This is a genomic window from Rhizobium sp. P28RR-XV, from assembly GCF_012641385.1.
In the GTDB taxonomy this organism is placed as follows: Bacteria; Pseudomonadota; Alphaproteobacteria; order Rhizobiales; family Rhizobiaceae; genus Rhizobium.
The window spans coordinates 115,472-133,795 of the sequence record NZ_JABAIG010000014.1 but is presented as its reverse complement, the minus strand read 5'-3'; the positions used below and the strand labels follow the sequence as shown (position 1 = coordinate 133,795).

13 protein-coding genes and 1 pseudogene are annotated in these 18,324 nt (G+C 58.4%); 5 read left to right on the top strand and 9 right to left on the bottom strand.

Annotated elements, in window-relative coordinates:
• Positions 1–51: 51 nt before the first annotated feature.
• From HGP12_RS26955 to HGP12_RS26925, 7 genes are all read right to left on the bottom strand, one after another.
• Complete coding sequence (locus tag HGP12_RS26955) at positions 52–996, bottom strand: AraC family transcriptional regulator (RefSeq protein WP_168879743.1); 945 nt, start codon at positions 994–996, stop codon at positions 52–54.
• Positions 986–1,624: an NAD(P)-dependent alcohol dehydrogenase gene (locus HGP12_RS26950; RefSeq protein ID WP_168879742.1), complete on the bottom strand. Its 639-nt coding sequence runs from the start codon at positions 1,622–1,624 to the stop codon at positions 986–988. The genes HGP12_RS26955 and HGP12_RS26950 overlap by 11 nt, the downstream gene beginning before the upstream one ends.
• Before the next feature lie 26 nt (positions 1,625–1,650).
• Complete coding sequence (locus HGP12_RS26945; protein ID WP_168879741.1) at positions 1,651–2,847, bottom strand: MFS transporter; 1,197 nt, start codon at positions 2,845–2,847, stop codon at positions 1,651–1,653.
• Between the two features lie 219 nt (positions 2,848–3,066).
• Complete coding sequence (locus HGP12_RS26940; RefSeq protein ID WP_168879740.1) at positions 3,067–3,852, bottom strand: class I SAM-dependent methyltransferase; 786 nt, start codon at positions 3,850–3,852, stop codon at positions 3,067–3,069.
• A gap of 314 nt (positions 3,853–4,166) precedes the next feature.
• Positions 4,167–4,778, bottom strand: a complete 612-nt coding sequence (locus HGP12_RS26935; RefSeq protein WP_205926662.1) for an NAD(P)-dependent oxidoreductase — start codon at positions 4,776–4,778, stop codon at positions 4,167–4,169.
• A gap of 4 nt (positions 4,779–4,782) precedes the next feature.
• Positions 4,783–5,565, bottom strand: coding sequence for an NAD(P)H-dependent oxidoreductase (locus tag HGP12_RS26930; protein ID WP_168879739.1), 783 nt, complete (start codon positions 5,563–5,565; stop codon positions 4,783–4,785).
• Between the two features lie 29 nt (positions 5,566–5,594).
• On the bottom strand, positions 5,595–5,819 hold the full coding sequence (locus tag HGP12_RS26925; RefSeq protein ID WP_168879649.1) for a hypothetical protein: 225 nt from the start codon (positions 5,817–5,819) through the stop codon (positions 5,595–5,597).
• 117 nt (positions 5,820–5,936) lie between these two features.
• Between HGP12_RS26925 and HGP12_RS26920 the strand changes: the two genes are divergently transcribed.
• From HGP12_RS26920 to HGP12_RS26900, 5 genes and pseudogenes are all read left to right on the top strand, one after another.
• Positions 5,937–6,830: a LysR family transcriptional regulator gene (locus tag HGP12_RS26920; RefSeq protein ID WP_168844137.1), complete on the top strand. Its 894-nt coding sequence runs from the start codon at positions 5,937–5,939 to the stop codon at positions 6,828–6,830.
• A gap of 347 nt (positions 6,831–7,177) precedes the next feature.
• Positions 7,178–8,338 (top strand): IS110 family transposase, encoded by a 1,161-nt coding sequence (locus tag HGP12_RS26915; protein ID WP_168844261.1) that lies wholly within the window; start codon positions 7,178–7,180, stop codon positions 8,336–8,338.
• A gap of 465 nt (positions 8,339–8,803) precedes the next feature.
• A complete protein-coding gene (locus HGP12_RS26910; RefSeq protein ID WP_168879738.1) occupies positions 8,804–12,241 on the top strand; it encodes a DNA methyltransferase in 3,438 nt (1,145 codons plus the stop codon).
• A 177-nt stretch (positions 12,242–12,418) separates the two neighbouring features.
• Positions 12,419–14,784: pseudogene (locus HGP12_RS26905) on the top strand (hypothetical protein).
• A 317-nt stretch (positions 14,785–15,101) separates the two neighbouring features.
• On the top strand, positions 15,102–16,463 hold the full coding sequence (locus HGP12_RS26900; protein WP_246703543.1) for an ATP-binding protein: 1,362 nt from the start codon (positions 15,102–15,104) through the stop codon (positions 16,461–16,463).
• Between the two features lie 208 nt (positions 16,464–16,671).
• Here HGP12_RS26900 and HGP12_RS26895 read toward each other — a convergent pair whose 3' ends face one another.
• Positions 16,672–17,412: an alpha/beta fold hydrolase gene (locus tag HGP12_RS26895; RefSeq protein WP_168879737.1), complete on the bottom strand. Its 741-nt coding sequence runs from the start codon at positions 17,410–17,412 to the stop codon at positions 16,672–16,674.
• Between the two features lie 149 nt (positions 17,413–17,561).
• Positions 17,562–18,314: an SDR family oxidoreductase gene (locus HGP12_RS26890; protein WP_168879736.1), complete on the bottom strand. Its 753-nt coding sequence runs from the start codon at positions 18,312–18,314 to the stop codon at positions 17,562–17,564.
• Positions 18,315–18,324 lie beyond the last annotated feature (10 nt).

Sequence of the window (18,324 nt, the reverse complement as noted above, 5' to 3'; positions counted from 1 at the left end):
CAGTCCTACGTTGCCTTGATCGATCAACCTGATCCTGCCGGCAAGAGCAAATCACAAATTAAGCGTTCGTCCTTTAGCGGCGCGACCTTTGGCGCCGCCGGTACGGGGGAAATCATTTCGAGGGGGCGCGCCGAATTTACGCGAATACTCCCGGCTGAACTGACTGGCGCTTTCGTAGCCGACCTCTAACGCGACGGACGTGACAGTGCGACCACCGCGCGACAACAAACGCTTTGCCTCGGTCATGCGAAGGTCCTTTTGATATTGAAGCGGACTTGTCCCAGCGATCGATCTGAAGTGATGGTGAAACGACGACAGACCCATTCCCACTGCGCTGGCCAGCGAGGTCAACGACAGTCTTTCGCGAGCGCCATCCTGGATCAGCGCGATAGCTTTGGCGATCTTGCTGGCATGGCTGCCCGGCAACAAAAGGTTGCGCAGCATCCCGCCATGCCTGCCGACCAAAATACGAAAATGAACTTCTCGGCGGATCAAGGGGATTATGACGTTCGCCGCGACCGAATTTTCCGGGAGCGACAGATATCGATCAACGGCTTCAATCAAAGCCGGTTCGGCCGATCCCGCCTCCAGCGTTTGAGCGTGTTTGTTCTCCGCCCAGTCCTCGCTGATCTGCTCAGCAAGGCTCCTTATGATTGTCAAATCGACAGAAATTAAAACCGCAAGATAAGGAGCGAAGGGAGCGGCATGTGTGACGCGTGTGGCGACCGGCAAGTCATGGCTGACGACCAATAGGTCGCCCGACGCAATTGACAGGGATTGCATGCCGGCAGAAATCTCCGTCGATCCCTGCAGAACTAACCCAAAGACGGGGCCGCAGATCGACGCCTCAACTTGACCAGGGTGCGTCCTACACATTACCACCAACCCCGGCAGGTGGCACCGTTTCTTCTCCTCCATGAGGGAGGTGCAACCCGAGGGTTCGTCCGCAAGCCGGACAAGATGTTGCGCCTTGGAAACAAGTTGCTCAATCCGCATCTAGTGCTCCGCCGCATGATCGGGGTAGGCGCTCGAACTTTTCGTCTGAGGAGAAGGTGGCTGCTACATGCGCACCCATCGCTTTGGCGAGTTGAAGTGCGGCAAGTGACACCCCGCCGCTGCCCAGGGTCAGCACGGTTTGACCCGCCTGCAGCGCGCCGTCGATCACGAGCGCGCGCCAAGCGGTAAGCCCGAAGGTGGTAATAGTCGCAGCTTCGGGATGGCTCCAGCCCTTGGGCGCCCGGGTGAAGGCTGAAACAGGGCGCACGACATGCGTCGCCGCCATACCGTCGATCCCGTCGCCCGGTGTCCCCGCGAAGTTGCCGACTGCGGTAAAGGGCCTGCCGGCGATCCAATGCTGAAAGAAAGTCGAAACGACATGATCGCCCGGGGCGAATTCGGCAACGCCTGCGCCCACTGCCTCGACGACGCCAGCGCCATCGGCCACGAGAACACGACCATCTTCCGTAGGGATACCGCCGTTAGCGACGAGCAGGTCATGGAAATTGAGCGAGGTCGCGTGGATCGCCACGCGTACTTCGCCGGGTCCGGGCTCGCCCGAATCATCCCGCTCGACGATTTCAAGACGATCTAAACCGCCGGGGGGGCGCACGACATAGGTCTCCATAAGACAGTCCTTTCGCTAAGTGTTGATTAGGCTGCAGGATTGGATCTTTCGCCGGAAATCGGCATGCGCCCCGGCTGGTGTGAGCGGACGAACAAACTGGCGACAAGAGCAGCGCAGCCAGCAGCTGCGCCCCCCCAGGGCGTCGTCATAATACCGGGGCCGGCCACAAGCAGACCGCCGATCGCGGAGAATGTTGCGATGCCGAAGTTGAACGCGGCGATGTTGAAGCCCGAAGCCGTCGCGACCGCGTCGGGCGCGACCTCTTCCGCCGCCGCGACCACGCCCGACTGAACGATGGGGCCAAGACAGAAGCAGCAGGCAGACCAGAGGAGCAGGTTGGCGAACATTGTCAGGACGTGCGGGGCTGAAAAGGGCAGCGTTGCAAGCGCCAGGACGAGACCGACCAGCGCTGCGATGAGGCCGCGCCGCGTGCCGAGTGCATCGCTAAGCCGGCCTCCGCCAAAATTCCCGACCACCGCAGCTGCGCCGAATGCCATGAGCTCCAAGCTGACTGCGGCCGGGGACACATGGGTTACCTCCCTCAGCAGCGGTGCGAGAAAGGTGAAAACCACGAATGATCCACCAAACCCGGTCATAGCGATGAAATAGAGCGCCAGCAGGCGGGGCTTCATCAGTACGGCGAACTGCGACTGCAATCCGGCGGGCCGAACGTGGGGGATTTCCCGCGGCAGCAAAAGTCGTAATAGCGCTGTCGCGAGGCATCCGAGCACAGCCACCGCCAGCAGCGGTGCACGCCACCCAAGGCTCTGCCCGACGATTGTGCCGAATGGGACACCGATGACCATTGCGAGGGTAAGCCCTGCGAACATCGTCGCCACCGCCCGCGCGCCACGCTCACGATCCGCTAGGCCCATCGCAATCGGTGCGCCGACTGCGAAGAACACGCCGTGCGCCACTCCGGTCACGATCCGCCCGGCCAACAGCACTTCATAAGTCCGCGCAGCGCCGCCGAGCAGATTTCCGAGCGTGAACAGGCCCATCAGCCCAGCCACAAGCCCGCGGCCGGGAAGCCTTCCAGTAAGGGCCGTGACCATCGGCGCCCCAACCGTCACGGCCAGGGCATAGCCAGTCACAAGCAGACCGGCTTGCGGTATCGTTACCGTAAGATCGCGCGCGACATCCGGGACAAGCCCGATCATGACGAACTCTGTCGTGCCGATGGCGAAGGCCGCCACGGCAAGCGCGAACAATGCAGGCGACATCGGTGTTGCTCCTTATGCGATCGACCAGATCGGCAATGCGCGCGGCGAGGCCGGTTTGGCCCGGCGCAACATGGTCGCCAATCTTAAACTCCGTGACTTCCGCGCCAGCCGCCTCTACCACCCCGGCGCCATCGGCCATGGGGATACGGCCATCGACGGCCGGCTGCCGCCCTGTCACCCGCGCCTAGGTCGTGGAAGTTCAGGGATGACAGCGTGCCCTCAACGGGGTTTGCGGAAGCGGTAAATGAAGCGGTCAGTCTTGCCGCGGATCGCGGGATCGAGCGACAGCTTCGAATGATCATCGTCGGGGTTGCGCAGCAGATCGGATTCGGCTTCGAGCTTAAACCCCGCGCGCGCGAAATCCGCGCGGAGCACCGCCGGGTCGATGCGGTGGAGCTTTCTGACGACCGCGCGTGTGTCGCCGCCGGGCGCAGCGACGTGATCGACGACGCCGACAATCCCGCCTGGCTTGGTCGCCGCGAAGATTTTGGCGAGGAACGCGTGCGGGTCCATCCGAGGAAACTGGAACTCTTCGTTTTCCCAATAGGTGTCGTGATAGACGAGGTGCATTAACACAAAGTCGAAGCTCGCAGGGTCGAGCGTCAGATCGGCGGCGGTGCTCGAGATCAGGTGGACGTTGGGAACGCGCGCGATCAGGTCCGCAAAGTTCTTCTTGCCTGCATCGTCGAGCAGATTGGCAGGCTCCCACGCGACCACCGCACCCTTGGGACCGACCGCGCGGCCGATGATCTCGGCATAATAGCCGACGCGCGTAAACGGGGCCGCGGTCCCGGTGAACAGGTCGAGCGCGCGGTCGTCCTGTTCAAGCCCGAGAAACTTCAGCACCTCGACGGGCTTGCGGCTTTCGTCGAGCGCGACCGCCTCGCCCGGCCTCCCGGGAGCGGCGACGGCCGCCGGCACATCGGCGGGAGCGGCTTGGACAGTCGCCATCGGCAATGACGCGGCGAATATAAGCGGGAGCAGGAACGGTTTCAGAATGCGCATTTGGTTTTCTCCGATGGTGGCGTTGACTGGAAGACGACAGCGCCCTCCGTCTCAGTCCGGAATCAGGTGAGGTTCCTCGACGTCTAATCTGTCTGGCCGACCGCAGACCAATCGCGCTCCCACCGCCAGCGGCGATAATCGCGTCCATGCGTCTGGCGATCAGCTCCGTCAGCGGCAGTTCGGCATTGCCTGCCGCCGCGAGCGCCAAGCCCACATCCTTGCGGCACAATCGCATAGGGAGTCCCACCGGCTCGAACCGCTTTTCCGCGATGATCGGTCCGTAACTACCAATCAGGCGATTGCCGTAGTTCACTTCAAGCAGCAGCGCCGCCATCCGATTCGCGGCGATACCGTGGGCGGCAACGATGCGGAACTGCTCCATCAGCATCTGCATGATGGCCGGGGATGCCGGCGTTGAAGGCGAGCTTCGCCGCCGCGGCCATCACCGGGCGGTCGCCGACCCGATGTGTCGCCGCCCCTATCGCGTCGAACAAGGGCTGTGCTACGTCCAGATCGTCCGCCGCGCCTGCCGCGATGACCGACAGCTTGCCGGCCGCCGCGACGTCCGGGCGGCCCAAAACCTGCGCCGACACGAACCGCTGTCCTGCCGCGGCATGCGCCTCCGCCAGCCAAGCGGTGAGGTCCACGCTGACCGTGCTGCACGAGATATGGAGCATGCCGGGACCTGCAGCGAGCAGCCCGCCGTCGCCGAACGAGACCGCCTCCACAGCGGCGTCATTGGCAAGCACCGTCACGACGGTGCCAGCCCGAGCGGCCGCGGCAAGATCAGCGGCGACCGTCGCGCCCCGCTCAGCCCTGGTCCGGTCCCGGTTCCAGACGGTAACCTGGTGGCCGGTCGCCACGAGGTTGGCGGCCATACCCGAGCCCATTTGCCCAAGTCCGATGAATGCTACATCCATTTTCATCTCCTTATGCGTCGACCGGGTCGGCAACATGCGCGACGAGGCCAGTCTGGCCCGGCGCAACATGGTCGGCCATGGTGTGGCGATCGGGGAAGTCACCGCCATTTTGCGACCGGAAGGGGATCGGCGTGTCGGTGAATAGCCCGGCGAGACGCACACGCCATGCTGCCTTGATCGCGTCCACTTCCTCCGCCGTGGAAACGTGACCCGCGCCATAGACCGCGTGCGTAGGGAGCACGTCCATGCCGGGGTAAAACAGCGCGCCATGGGTCAGTGGGAACAGCAGTTGCTCGATCGGCCCGTTGATACCCCGCGGGCCATAGTCGGCCGCTGGGCCGCCGGCCTGCACGTTGACCAGCGCTCGCTTGCCCTTGAGAATGCCCTCACCAAATCGGAACTCGTTGGAGCCATTCTGATAGCCGTAGGCAAAACCGAAGGCATAGACCCGCTCTATCCAGCCCTTCAGGATCGCGGGCGCGCCAAACCACCACATGGGGAATTGCAGGATCACAGCATCGGCCGCGAGCAGCTTCTGCTGCTCGGCGATCACGTCGGGCGTCTGATGTCCGCTTGCGTAACCATGTCCCGATTCCATGATGAACGACAGCCGCTCGGGATTGTCACGGACTGGGAAGTCATCGGCGTCATATACCGCCTTCCACTTCATGCCATAGAGGTCCGAATGGATCACGGTGTGTCCCGCTGCCGACAACGTCTCAGCAGTCACATCGACCAACTGCCGTGTCAGCGAAGTGGGTTCGGGGTGCGCGTAAACAATGAGAACTTTCATGATGGTCTCTTTTTGATAGTTGGGGTTTGTCAGTATTCGACGACGATCTTGCCGAAGTGGCCCCCAGTGGCGGTTGGACCGACCGCCCCGAGCGCTAAACTGGCATTAGAGGCGCGCCCCGCCTCGATCCGCCGGGAGCGCGGCGTTGAGCGAAGGACGGGGATGGCGGCCGGTTCGGGTGCGCCGGGGTCGCGGAGGTCCACCAGCGTCAGGCCGTCGAGCCCTCGGTACGGATAAGCCTGGATTGCTTTCATAGGCGGATGTATCCATGTCGTCGATTGAGGCGCCGCAGGATCTGACCTGCTCCTGCCTAAATAGTGCGATCACGTTGAGTATTGAAATCGAACGTTTTACATGTTGTTATCGATACGATGGATACCAGGAACCTCGATCTCGGACTTCTCGTGACGCTTGAGGCCCTCCTTGCGGAGCGCAACGTTACACACGCCGCGCGCCGGCTGAACCTCAGTCAGCCGGCCTTGTCGGCACGGCTGGCAAGACTTCGCGATGCACTCGGCGATCCGCTCCTGATCCCGGGCCAGCGCGGGATGGTTCTGACCCAGCGGGCACTCGAGCTGATGCAGCCACTGCACGAGGCACTGGAGGGTGTTCGCCGCGTCATCGTGCAAGGAGCGCCGATCAATCCGGAGACCCTGCGTGCGACCGTGGTGATTGCGGCAAGCGACTACGTCCAGTATGCGCTGCTGGCACGCTACTCGGTCGCCTTGCGGGCCGAGGCGCCGATGGTCCGCATCGCCTGGCGGGCGCTAGACATGATGGCACTCACGACACAGTTGGAGCGTGGCGAGGTGGACCTGGCCTTGGGCACGCCCGAACAGGCGCCGGCTGCGATGCGCCAGCGCCAACTCTACGAGGAGGAGTATGTGGTCGTCGCGCGACCGGGGCATCCAGCCGTACGCGGTGTTCTTGATTTGGACTTGTTCTGCGCGTTGGACCACGTCGTCGTTTCCCCTCAGGGAGGCGGCTTTGCCGGGCCTACCGATGCGGCTCTTGAGGCGATCGGCCACCGTCGTACGGTCGCCTTGTCCACATCGGGCTTCCTGATCGTGCCGGAGATCGTGTCACGATCCGATATGATCGCGCTAATCCCACGCCGAATCGCAGACGGTTGGTCAGACTGGTTGCAGGTGCTGCAACCGCCGCTCCACATACCCGGATTCGCCATCGCCAGTATCTGGCACGAACGCACAACCAACCATCCAGCACAAAGGTGGCTGCGTGACAGGCTCGCTGCGTTGGCATGACGCTCCGCCCAACGTATAAACGACCAGGCTCATTTTTCCCAGAACACGGCCCCAATGGAACCGGATCGCAAAGCCTTGGGTGTCACTCCGCCCCTAACCGCACCCAGCCACCAGCGGCCCATTTTCCGACAGCCCCGACCGATTTCCTGACATCGACAATAGTCAATTTCTAAGTCATCCGATCCAGGGCGCCGACTGGCAGGAACGATTTGCGGAGATCAAATGTCCAGAAGCCATTAAGTTTTCAACCGCTCTCACACGCCTTGAGATCCCATCAGGGGTGAGTAGCGGCCTGCACGGTGGCAGAGTGAGGTCGCTAGAAAACTCTCTGGAGGCCAACCATGCCGATGACAGCAGATCAATCTCAAGCGCAGACCACTACTCTCGTCGATCTTGGCGTAATTTTCGTCTCGTTGGAATTAAGCAAGTCAAGATGGCTGGTGACGGCTCTGTCGCCTGGCAGCAAGAAAATGTCCCGTCACACCGTCACTGGAGGCGATATCGCCGGTTTGTTTGCGTGCTTTGCAGCACTTCGCCAGAAGGTCAAACGACGAAAGAACAGATTGTACCCATTGGTCGTGATCCAAGAGGTGGGGCTCGATGGCTTCTGGTTAGGACGAGTGCTGAGCAAGGAAACTTGGATAGAGAGCCACATTGTGGAAGCCGCGTCGATTGCCATGCCGCGCCGGCATCGCCGGGCGAAGACCGACCGCATCGATGGTGAGACGCTGATCCGCGCTTTGATTGCATGGAAACGCGGCGAGCCTCGTGCGTGCTCAATGGTCAGGCTTCTCACACCCGAGGAAGACGACAACCGACGGATCGGGCGGGAGCGGAAAACTCTGATTGCCGAACGCGTCTTCCACGTCAATCGCATAAAGGGATTACTCTTCACTCAGGGAATTCGGGAATACGAACCTGTCAATCGAGATCGCCGCCAACGCCTGGACGAGCTTCGAACGGGCGATGGGCGTCCGCTATCAAAACACCTGAAGGCCGAAGTCTGCAGAGAACTCGATCGCCTCGAATTGTTGCTCACACAAATCAAGGCTGTAGAAGCAGAGCGAGATGCCTTGATCGTCCACGAGACGTTGGAGACACCAAAGGAAGCGACCGCTCTTTTGGGCATCAAAGGGATCGGGCCGGAATTCGCTACGGTCCTTTACACGGAAGGGCTATTTCGACACTTCGACAACCGACGCCAAATCGCATCGTACGCAGGCCTTGCCCCCTCGCCTTGGCAAAGCGGTAACGTCAACCGCGAACAGGGCGTCTCCAAGGCGGGAAATCCACGTTTGCGAGCCACCATGGTCGAGCTCGCCTGGCTATGGTTGCGGCATCAACCGAAATCGAAATTAACGTTATGGTTCAAAGAGCGCATTGCTCGCAACGCCGGCCGCTTAAAGACGCCGATGATCGTGGCGCTCGCGCGTAAGCTGCTCGTCGCTCTCTGGAAGTATGTGAGCTCCGGTGTCGTAATCGAAGGTGCAATCATGAAAATCGCTTGAAGCCGGAAGTGTCTGTGAAACGAAAATTCGAATCCTCAGGACCTGATCAGTCCTGACGGATCCAGGTGGACGGACCGGGAATCCTTTTGGCCTTTAAACGCCGATCTTGAGTTTGGTCCCGTTCTCCTGAGCCCGTGCCCGCCGAATGCGGGAAAATGGTGCAGCCGCCGAGAGCAGCGACCGGATGTGAGGTTGTATAGGCCCGAGAAACCGGGCCGGTAATTGCTATGGGCTCAGACCGCGGATCCGCTCACCAAGGAGAAATTCGATGCCACTTGAATGAACAATTGACAAAAGACCTGATGTGAAAGGATATGAACCAGCGCCTCCCCCAAAGGGTCATAAGACTTATTGATTTAACTTGATTTTCGTCCCCGCAGCATTTCTCTTCAGCAGCCCCAACAGAACTTCAACCAAAAATTTTGGTTAAATATTTTTTCACTCGTTATCCACAATATAGTTTCCATGAGGGTGGATAACGGCAGTAAATCTTTAAGAGTTTCAGATTTTGTCACGCGCTGGTCGAATAGGGAGGGCGGGCAGGAACGAGCAAACTATTCTCTTTTCTTAACCGAGCTCTGCGATGTTCTCGAAGTTGCCCATCCAGATCCAGCCGGCGCTTCTCACGAATTGAACGATTATGTGTTCGAGCGCAGAGTCGAGCGAAGATTATCTGAAAGTCGCCCCGAAGCGGGCCGTATCGATCTCTACAAACGCGGACATTTCATCCTTGAAGCCAAGCAAAGTCGACAAAGAGCGGTGGCCGACGGTCCCGTCGGTTTGCAAGGAGACCTGTTTGTTTCCGCCAAGTCTCATAGCCGTAAGGACGACGCCAGCGCTATTGACCACCTGATGATTCAGGCGCGGCGCCAGGCCGAGCGTTATGCCGGCGCGCTTCCGGCCGAGCATCCTTATCCGCCATTTCTGATTGTTTGCGACGTAGGACGCGTTCTCGAACTTTATGCCGACTTCTCTGGCAACGGGCGACATTATGCGCAGTTTCCGGATGCAAAAACGTTTCGCATCCACCTTGAAGATCTCAAGGAGCCAGAGAGGCGAGAGCTTCTGCGGATGGTCTGGGAAAATCCATATAGTCTGGATCCCGCGAAGCAAACTGCGAAAGTGACGCGACAAATCGCCGGGCGCCTTGCCGATATCTCGAAAGCACTCGAAGGCCGAGGCTTCGATCCCCGCAATGTCGCGATCTTCCTGATGCGCTGTCTCTTCACGATGTTCGTTGAGGACGTCGGACTGCTTCGAAAGAAGGGGTTTACTGAACTTCTCGACCGGTGCATCGAAGACCCCAGACGCTTTGCGTTCGAGATCGATGATCTCTGGAAGCACATGGACCAAGGCAGTTACTCGCCAGGCATTGGCGAACGTCTGCTTCGGTTCAACGGCAAGCTTTTTAAGAATGCGGCGGCGCTGCCTCTCACGACGGATGAAATGCGCTTGCTCCGCGAGGCTTCCGGTTCCGACTGGTGCGACCTGGAGCCGGCGATTTTTGGCACGCTGTTCGAGCAGGCGCTCGATCCGGTCGAACGCCGGCGCCTGGGAGCGCATTACACCCCTCGCTCCTATGTCGAACGGGTGGTGAATGCGACCGTCATCGAGCCCCTGACGCAAGATTGGCTCGGCCATCAATCGGCTGCAGAACGCGCCTTGCGGGCCGGTATGAAAACGGCCGCCATTCGCGAGATCGAAGACTTTCTGAGGTCTCTATCATCGGTGCGCGTTCTGGATCCGGCCTGTGGCACCGGCAATTTCCTCTATGTCGCCTTGCGGAGGATGAAACAACTAGAAGGCGAGGTTCTGAAGCAACTGCAGGATATCGGCGGCGATCAGGCAATCGCGAACGTCGATCATCTGTCCGTAAAGCCGGAACAATTCTTCGGAATGGAATTGAACGGCCGTGCCGTGGAGATTGCGGAACTGGTTCTCTGGATTGGCTATATCCAATGGCACATGAGAACCCGGACGACGGTCCCTCCGGAGCCGGTCATCGGCAGCGCGGATCATGTGAAAGAGCAGGACGCCCTCCTCACCTGGGCAGATTATCCAACCCGCCATGTGAAACGGGACAAGCTCGGTCGTCCCATCTGCGACCAGCAGGGCCGCGAGGTCTATTCGTTTCAAGATGTCAGGCGGCCCGAATGGCCGGATGCGGACTTTATAGTCGGAAACCCACCGTTTATCGGCGGGAAGGACATCCGCGGACGGCTTGAAGGCGGATATGCAGAGGCTCTGTGGGAGGCGAATCCCCAGATCAACCCATCTGCAGATCTTGTCATGTATTGGTGGGACCGCGCCGCTGAGTTACTGACCAAAAAAGGAACGCGACTCCGCCGTTTCGGCTTCGTTACGACCAATTCAATCACACAGGTGTTTCAGCGTCGGGTGCTGGAGCGTCATCTGTCTGCGGCCTCACCAGTTTCCATTTTGCTGGCTATACCGGACCATCCCTGGACAAAAGCGACGAAAGATGCGGCCGCCGTGCGTATCGCCATTACCGTGGCTGCTGCAGGCAACGTGCAGGGCGTCTTGCGCCAAGTCAGGACGGAAGACGAGATCGATACTGACGAACCGAAAATCGCGTTCGTCGCGCGACACGGAACCATCAACGCAGATTTATCAATAGGTGCTGACGTTACCAGAGCTCAATCTCTGCTATCGAACTCTTGGCTGTGTTCACCTGGCATGAAGCTCCACGGAGATGGTTTTATAGTTACCCGAAATAAGGCCGTTGAACTGGGTCTCGGAAAACGGACAGGTCTTGATCGGCACATTCGCGATTATAGAAATGGTCGGGATCTGACGGCACGATCGCGTGGGGTTATGGTAATCGATCTTTTCGGTCTGGATGCAGCTTTTGTGCGCAAAGCCTACCCGGAAGTTTATGAACACCTGCTCGAATTCGTGAAACCCGAGCGAGACAGGAATAACCGGCCTTCTTATCGGGAAAGGTGGTGGCAGTTTGGCGAGCCTAGACGGGAAATGCGACCGGCACTCGAGACCATAAGTCGCTATATTGCCACGGTAGAGACATCGAAACATCGCGTATTTCAGTTTCTCGATACCAGCATACTGCCAGACAATATGCTGGTAGCTATCGCATCAGACAATGCTTTCGATCTCGGCGTTCTGTCTTCTCGCCCCCATATCATATGGTCCCTTCGCGCAGGCGGGCGTCAGGGTGTCGGTAACGATCCTCGTTATTCCAAGTCGCGCTGCTTCGATCCGTATCCATTCCCGGACGCAACAATAACATGGCGCACAAAAATCGCGGACTTGGCCGAAGAACTCGATAGCACGCGAAAGCTGGTTCTTGCGGAAAGTCCCGATCTGACCCTAACCGGGCTGTACAACATGCTGGAAATTTCCCGATCGGGAGAGGCACTTTCCGCGGCGGACCGTGAACTCCACAAGCGCGGACGTATCCGGATCCTCAAGGATCTACATGAGCAGATCGACATATCGGTCATGAAGGCTTACGGATTCGATATCCATCTTGCCGAGGGCGAGATATTGGCACAACTGGTCGAACTCAACCAGCGAAGAATGATGGAAGAACGCCGCGGATTGATCCGCTGGCTGCGCGCTGATTATCAGATAGAGAAGATGGGACCTCTGGTTCATCGCGCCGACCGCATCCAGTCGATGTCCACCGTTCAACAGCCGAAAAGCAAGTCCCGCTTCTCAGACGAAAGGAAGATACAGGCGGCCCAGGTGCTTGCTCTTCTCGATCGGCATCAAATGCCGCTCACCGCAATCGAGATCGCTGCAGAGTTCAGGGAGCCAAAGCTTGTCGGCCCACAAATTCAGGATGTCCTAATATCTCTGAACCGTCTCGGCGATATTGAAAGTTTTGATAACGGCCGAAGTTTCACGCGCATTGCCGGATGAAATTCTGGCATTCCCCCCGTATCGCCAAGGCCTTTCGTTATAAGCCTTAATTCTCATGGGTAAATGCGCCGAGAGCCAGCACGAACCAAATAAACCGCCACCAAAGGCGATAAACTGATTTTTAAAGCTCCGGTTCTATTTCCGCTCGCCCTCGGCACTTAAGTCGCGAGAAACGGAATGAGCATGGCCAAACACGATCTTTCATCAGGTCATTTTCAGCGCAAAATTTCGGAATTCTGCGAGGTGCGTATTGCGCCGATATCCTCAAAGCGGGTGCTGGAGAATGTGCGCCCCTATCTGATCAGCCTGATCATTTACCGCAAGCGACCGCCGGTCCTGAACGGCCGGCTCGACTGGACCGCGATCGGAGAGTACTGCGGGATCGAAGACGAAATGACGGCAGAATTGAAGAAGCAGCTACGGCCGGCATTGGATACGATCATCCGATGGCTAAAAGCTCCACCCGTCGCAGAAGACGTTCCGTCGGCGAAACTGTCTATGCGCACAAGCAAGGTTGAGCCCGTCAAAAAGCCCGCGGCTGCATCCTCAACCAGAAAACCGCAGCGCGCCGCGAAGGACGGCATCTTCGCCCAGACTACATCTGCTCAACGTGGGCCGGCTCCGAAGCCCATCAGCCCGTTTCCGGATCCATTGTTCGAAGCGACCGACGATCCGGCGAGTTTTCAGGATGCGCTGATCTACCATATGCGTCGGTTCGGCGACAGCTACTGGCAACTATATGGTGCCGTGGTCCGTCTAACAGAGACTTTCGACAGCAAGACGCTTCTGTCCTGGATCCAGGGCGAACGCGTGCCGCAGTCGGTTGCCAGCTTTGATATCCTGCGGCGCATTGAAACACGCTACCGACTGTCAGAGGGATACTTCAAGGCAAAGCTGCCGCATCAGGCGCGATCGCTCTACGGTCATGACCTCGGTGATATCAGCCCGGCCGAGCGACGTCGCATCTCCTTGCATCTGCCGGATGATTTCAGCAGCCTGCCCTTCACCAAACGGGAAGAGATTCTCGACTGGGTCCGCCGGGTGATCATTTCGGGCTCGACCGAATATCGCCGTTACCAGGCAGCAGCCAGCAAGCAGCGTTATGCGATCCGATTTCCCGGTGTCACCTATGGCGGCGGTTCGCTGTCACCCCGATCTCTGGCCTCTGCCGCCAACGGTAACCAGAATATTGTTGAAGAACTCGACGATCCCGACCTGCTGTCAGGCGTCGTCGATGCACCGCCGCGGCTCGCGATGGAAATGGCGGATCTCATCCGCTTCAAGACTTCGACCCTCACGGCGATCGGTTTCCAGCGAAACGGGGTCTGGGGAGAGGAAACCGCGTCCCAGAAGATCGAACACCTTGGCCTCATGTTTGTCGCACTTGCCGCCTCCCCCTCCAGCATCGTCAAGGTCGCGGCGTTCCGCTCAGCCAACTGAGCTTTGGCCTGCTGGTCTTCCCGGGCGTCTGGGACTGGTACCTGCAATGGCGCGAGCAGCGGCGTGGCTTCTATACCAAGTGGGAAGAGGACATGCTGATGGTGGCACAGGCTCTCACCCGAGCAGACGTCGGCTGGATCCGACAACATCCGGAACTTCTGAAGAATGTTCGGCCGATCGAAGGGCTGATCGAACAGGACGAGATCGAGTTCGCAACCCGAGACTGGAACGCCGCCTGCGACGCGTTCCACCGGCATGCAGCCAACCGCTCAAAGGAAATCCAGCGGGTGATGCGCGTCCACCGTGATCCGTTCGAGCCGATCATGTGCATCCTCGAGGCCGACAGCCCGCTCGCCGAATACCGCAAGATAACCGACGAGATCCTGAAACGCATGCCTGATGAAGATCGATACCCGCGGCCGGCTGCCGAAGCCGTCCGATCGTTCTTGCTCCTGCGCCTTGGCCTGCATCTCGGCCTTCGCCAGAAGAACCTGCGACAATTGCATGTCTGCCCGCGCGGACACTTCCCGACATCGGAGCGACGGCTCGAGGACCTGAAATGCGGCGAACTCCGTTGGAGCGATCGCGATGGCGGCTGGGAAGTCCTCATCCCTTCGGTCGCGTTCAAGAATTCCGGGTCATCGTTTTTCGGTCAGAAGCCATTCCGACTGATCCTTCCGGATCTTCTCGATCTCTACAAATACCTCGAGGCCTATATCGACAAACATCGCGGCGTGCTGCTCGGCAGCGCCAAGGATCCAGGCACGCTGTTCGTCAAGACGGTGAAGACGACCAGTATTGACGCCGCCTACGATTCAACCAAGTTCTACGAGGCTTGGAGAACTGTGATCCAGCGCTATGGGATCTACAATCCCTATACCGGCCGTGGCGCCATCAAAGGGCTGCTGCCGCATGGGCCACATAACCTACGGGATATTCTCGCCACCCATATCCTCAAACAGACCGGCTCGTACGAGCAGGCCAGCTACGCCATTCAGGATACGCCTGATGTCGTGCAGCAGCACTACGGTCGTTTCCTGCCGCAGGACAAGGCCGCACTGGCGGCCAAGATTCTTAATCAGGTTTGGGAAGGCGGCGCTTAGTCATCGATAGGGGCTATGGGGCGGCACAATTTCAAGACGATATAAACCGCCTACCGCTTAGATACCTAAGTTATTGTTTCTCATAATAGAAGTCCTTCGCGCATGATTAGATTCGGATATAACGGGGATAAAAGCGGATGGCCAAATTTGCGCTTAGCAAGGCAGCTGCAGCAAGGCTGGTTCAAAACGAGGATAAAAAACCTCTTTGACGGCCTTACCGCATCGCTTTGTTTTTATTCCGAATTGTTGCTGGCCTTGATCGAAAAATGCTGCTGAAGCCACCGAATCTGATATAAGGGGGATAAAAGAGGCCCGACATGCCAATTCATGATCCCTGCGCACTTCTCAATCGATTGCTGCAAGAGCCGAGTGAGAGTGCGTGGCTCGAGTTCAAGGTCAACAATAAAGATCCGCGTGAAATCGGAGAATACGTGTCGGCGCTGGCGAACTCGGCAATGCTGCTTGGCCGAGATCGTGCCTTTCTCGTCTTTGGGATAGAAGACAGGACTAAGAGACGTGTCGGTACCGAACTCCGCCTGCAGCAACTAAAGCAGGGCAACGAGGATTTCACCAACTGGCTCGCCCGAATGGTCGAGCCCCGGGTGCTGATCGAGGTGCTGGACTTTATGTGCGACGGCTTGGCTTACTCAATCGTCGCCATTGAGCCCTCCTACGAGCGGCCTGTGAAGTTTTCCGGTGCGGAATTTATCAGGATTGGCGAAAACAAGAAGAAGCTTGCCGAATTTCCCGAACACGAACGTGCTCTCTGGATAGCGACTGGTCGAAGACGTTTCGAAACTGCGGTTGCATCGTCGAATGTAACGGCAGACGATATTTTCGCTATGCTGGATCCAGATCCGATTTATGATCTGACCGATGAGCCAAGGCCAAAAAATAATCAAGAAATCATTCGAAAAATGGTTGATGCAGGCTTCCTTCTCGACAATCTCGAGGGAAGGTTCGACATCACCAACTTAGGCGCAATTATGCTAGCGCGTGATGTAACGGTTTTCCCATCAATCGCGGGGAAGACGGTTCGCATTGTCAAATATTCCGGCCGTGATAAGTCCCGTTCCGACTTCGAACAGGAGGGCAGGAAGGGGTATGCTGTCGCTTTCACGGCAATGATGCGGTTTCTGATGGAGAGGCTGCCGAAGGACGAGCGGTATATCGATGGCGTTCGACGGATGGTGCCGCATTTCCCGGAAACCGCTGTACGCGAGGTTATTGCGAACGCTCTTATTCACCAGGACTTTATGGCAACCGGCGTTGGACCAGTCGTTGAAATCTACGACAACCGCATCGAGGTTACCAATCCCGGCAACTCCCTAATCAACACCGATCGTATTCTGGACGAACGTCGATCGAGAAACGAAAAGCTTGCTGCAACCATGCGTTCTTTCGGACTGTGTGAGGAGCGCGGCGGCGGTCTCGACAAAACCCTGATAGAAATCGAAGCGCAGCGGCTGCCTCCCCCAGACTTCATCTCATCTGAGCATTCGATGCGTGTGGTGCTGTTTGCGCCGAAGGGCTTCGGCCAGATGTCAAAGGCGGAAAAATTGCGTGCTTGCTTTTTTCATTGCGTCCTTCGGTGGCTCACCCACGATTACATGAGCAATGCGACGTTACGCGAGCGTTTTCATTGGCTCCGGAAGAGTATCAGGCCGTTTCCGCTGTGATTGCAGAGTCAATCAAACTAGGCCGTATTGCTCCGGCGGACCCGGATCAAGGCAAGCGCAATGCGAGGTATATTCCGTATTGGGCGGCATGATACTACGATACCAAAATGCACGGAATAATTTAACGCCTTGAGAGGATCTGAACCGGCGGCCCTACTAACCAGTCGTCCAAATCATTGAAATGACGTCACTGTGGCATAAGATTGATTTATGGAACTTGACGCCTTGCGCGTTGGTGGGGCTCGTTGGAGCTTACCGACCGATCTACTGCTAAGGCGATAACGTCCGCGACGGCCTGCGGATGGGAGAGGTGTGGCACATGGCCCGCCTCTATCTCGACCACTGTCGCGTTGGAGCGCGCATACATGAACCGCGCGAGATCCGGATTGAGGATCCGATCCCTTGTCGCGATGATGCCGTAGCTCGGCTTATCGCGCCACGCGACCTCACCAACCGGAGCACCGAAGACGGCCATAGCCGTCGGGCGCTGCGACACCGCAAGAAAATCGGCATCTTCAATTGGCAGGTCATCTGCCATGTCGGCTGCATAGTGCGCTGGGTCGAGGATGACCGTGCCATCGCCGAGATCCAGCATGTGGTTTTCGGAAGGAGTTCGAGCGGCAAGACTGGCAAGGCTCTCGCCTTCGTCAGGCTGCAGGGCGGCCACGTAAACGAGCGCGCTGACCTTCGGACCGGTGCCTGCTACCGAAGCGACGACCCCTCCGTAAGAGTGCGCGACCAGAACGACGCTCCCCGTCTGTCGGCCGATGGCCAGACGCGCGGCCGCGACGTCCGCGTCGAGGCCTGTCAGCGGAAGCTGCACGACAGCGGTATTGAGCCCCCTCCCTTTCAGGATGTCGTGCACGGGGCGCCAGGAAGATCCATCCATGGTAGCGCCATGGATCAGGACAACGCTTGTGGCTTTATTTTGTGGATGAGCAGCCGTCATGCAATCCGCCTTGGCACAAATGCGCCTATTGAATCTGTCACTCGATTATTCTTTCAAAATGCGCTTGAAAGATGCTTGACGCCGCGGATTTCTCTCCTGAGATTGATCCATCGGCGCCAAGCCCTACCTTCGCGAGTAGCCGTGCTTGATCAGATGTTCAGGGTTCGCCCGCCGTCGACCACGATCTCCGAGCCGATCGTCCACGCGGATTCATCCGACGCCAAATAAACGACTGCCTTAGCGACTTCTGCCGGGCTGCCGAAGCGGCCAAGCGGAATCCCCGCGACGATGTCCTTATCCACCTGCTCGCGATAGGCGTCAGGAATTCCAAGCTTGTCGTAAAGCGGCGTCGCGACTGGGCCAGGACTGACCGCGTTCACACGAACTCCACGGGGGAAGAGTTCGGCGGAAAGCGTCTTCGAGAGGTTGAGGAAGGCTGCCTTGGTCGCACCATAGACCGTCGAGTTGGCGACGCCGACATGGGCGTTGACCGAGGTGTTGAGCACCACCGAGGCCGGATTTGCGAAGACAGGCAGCAGTGCCTGCACCAGGAAGTAGGGACCTTTCACGTTTACCGCAAAGGAACGGTCGAAGGCTTCTTCGGTCCAGTTCTCGATCGGCTGCCAGACGGAGATGCCAGCATTGAGGAAGGCGACGTCTAGCTGGCCGTAATGGTCCTTTACCGAATTGGCGAGCGCCTGCTGTGCCTCGACGCTTGCACTGTCGGCTTTGAGAACGACAACTTCGGAACCGAACTCGGATTTTGCCTTTTCGATCGAGTCCGGGTTGTTGCCGGTCACGATAACGCGTGCGCCCTCATTGAGGAATTGCTTGGCGGTTTCGAAACCAATGCCCGAGGTGCCGCCGGTGATCAGGGTACGTTTTCCACTAAGGCGTGTCATGACTATGTCC

What these genes read in the sequence shown, in the direction of transcription:
- HGP12_RS26955 (WP_168879743.1), bottom strand. Translation starts at nt 996, where the DNA reads ATGCGGATTGAGCAACTTGTTTCCAAGGCGCAACATCTTGTCCGGCTT.
- HGP12_RS26950 (WP_168879742.1), bottom strand. Translation starts at nt 1,624, where the DNA reads ATGGAGACCTATGTCGTGCGCCCCCCCGGCGGTTTAGATCGTCTTGAA.
- HGP12_RS26945 (WP_168879741.1), bottom strand. Translation starts at nt 2,847, where the DNA reads ATGTCGCCTGCATTGTTCGCGCTTGCCGTGGCGGCCTTCGCCATCGGC.
- HGP12_RS26940 (WP_168879740.1), bottom strand. Translation starts at nt 3,852, where the DNA reads ATGCGCATTCTGAAACCGTTCCTGCTCCCGCTTATATTCGCCGCGTCA.
- HGP12_RS26935 (WP_205926662.1), bottom strand. Translation starts at nt 4,778, where the DNA reads ATGAAAATGGATGTAGCATTCATCGGACTTGGGCAAATGGGCTCGGGT.
- HGP12_RS26930 (WP_168879739.1), bottom strand. Translation starts at nt 5,565, where the DNA reads ATGAAAGTTCTCATTGTTTACGCGCACCCCGAACCCACTTCGCTGACA.
- HGP12_RS26925 (WP_168879649.1), bottom strand. Translation starts at nt 5,819, where the DNA reads ATGAAAGCAATCCAGGCTTATCCGTACCGAGGGCTCGACGGCCTGACG.
- HGP12_RS26920 (WP_168844137.1), top strand. Translation starts at nt 5,937, where the DNA reads ATGGATACCAGGAACCTCGATCTCGGACTTCTCGTGACGCTTGAGGCC.
- HGP12_RS26915 (WP_168844261.1), top strand. Translation starts at nt 7,178, where the DNA reads ATGACAGCAGATCAATCTCAAGCGCAGACCACTACTCTCGTCGATCTT.
- HGP12_RS26910 (WP_168879738.1), top strand. Translation starts at nt 8,804, where the DNA reads ATGAGGGTGGATAACGGCAGTAAATCTTTAAGAGTTTCAGATTTTGTC.
- HGP12_RS26900 (WP_246703543.1), top strand. Translation starts at nt 15,102, where the DNA reads ATGCCAATTCATGATCCCTGCGCACTTCTCAATCGATTGCTGCAAGAG.
- HGP12_RS26895 (WP_168879737.1), bottom strand. Translation starts at nt 17,412, where the DNA reads ATGACGGCTGCTCATCCACAAAATAAAGCCACAAGCGTTGTCCTGATC.
- HGP12_RS26890 (WP_168879736.1), bottom strand. Translation starts at nt 18,314, where the DNA reads ATGACACGCCTTAGTGGAAAACGTACCCTGATCACCGGCGGCACCTCG.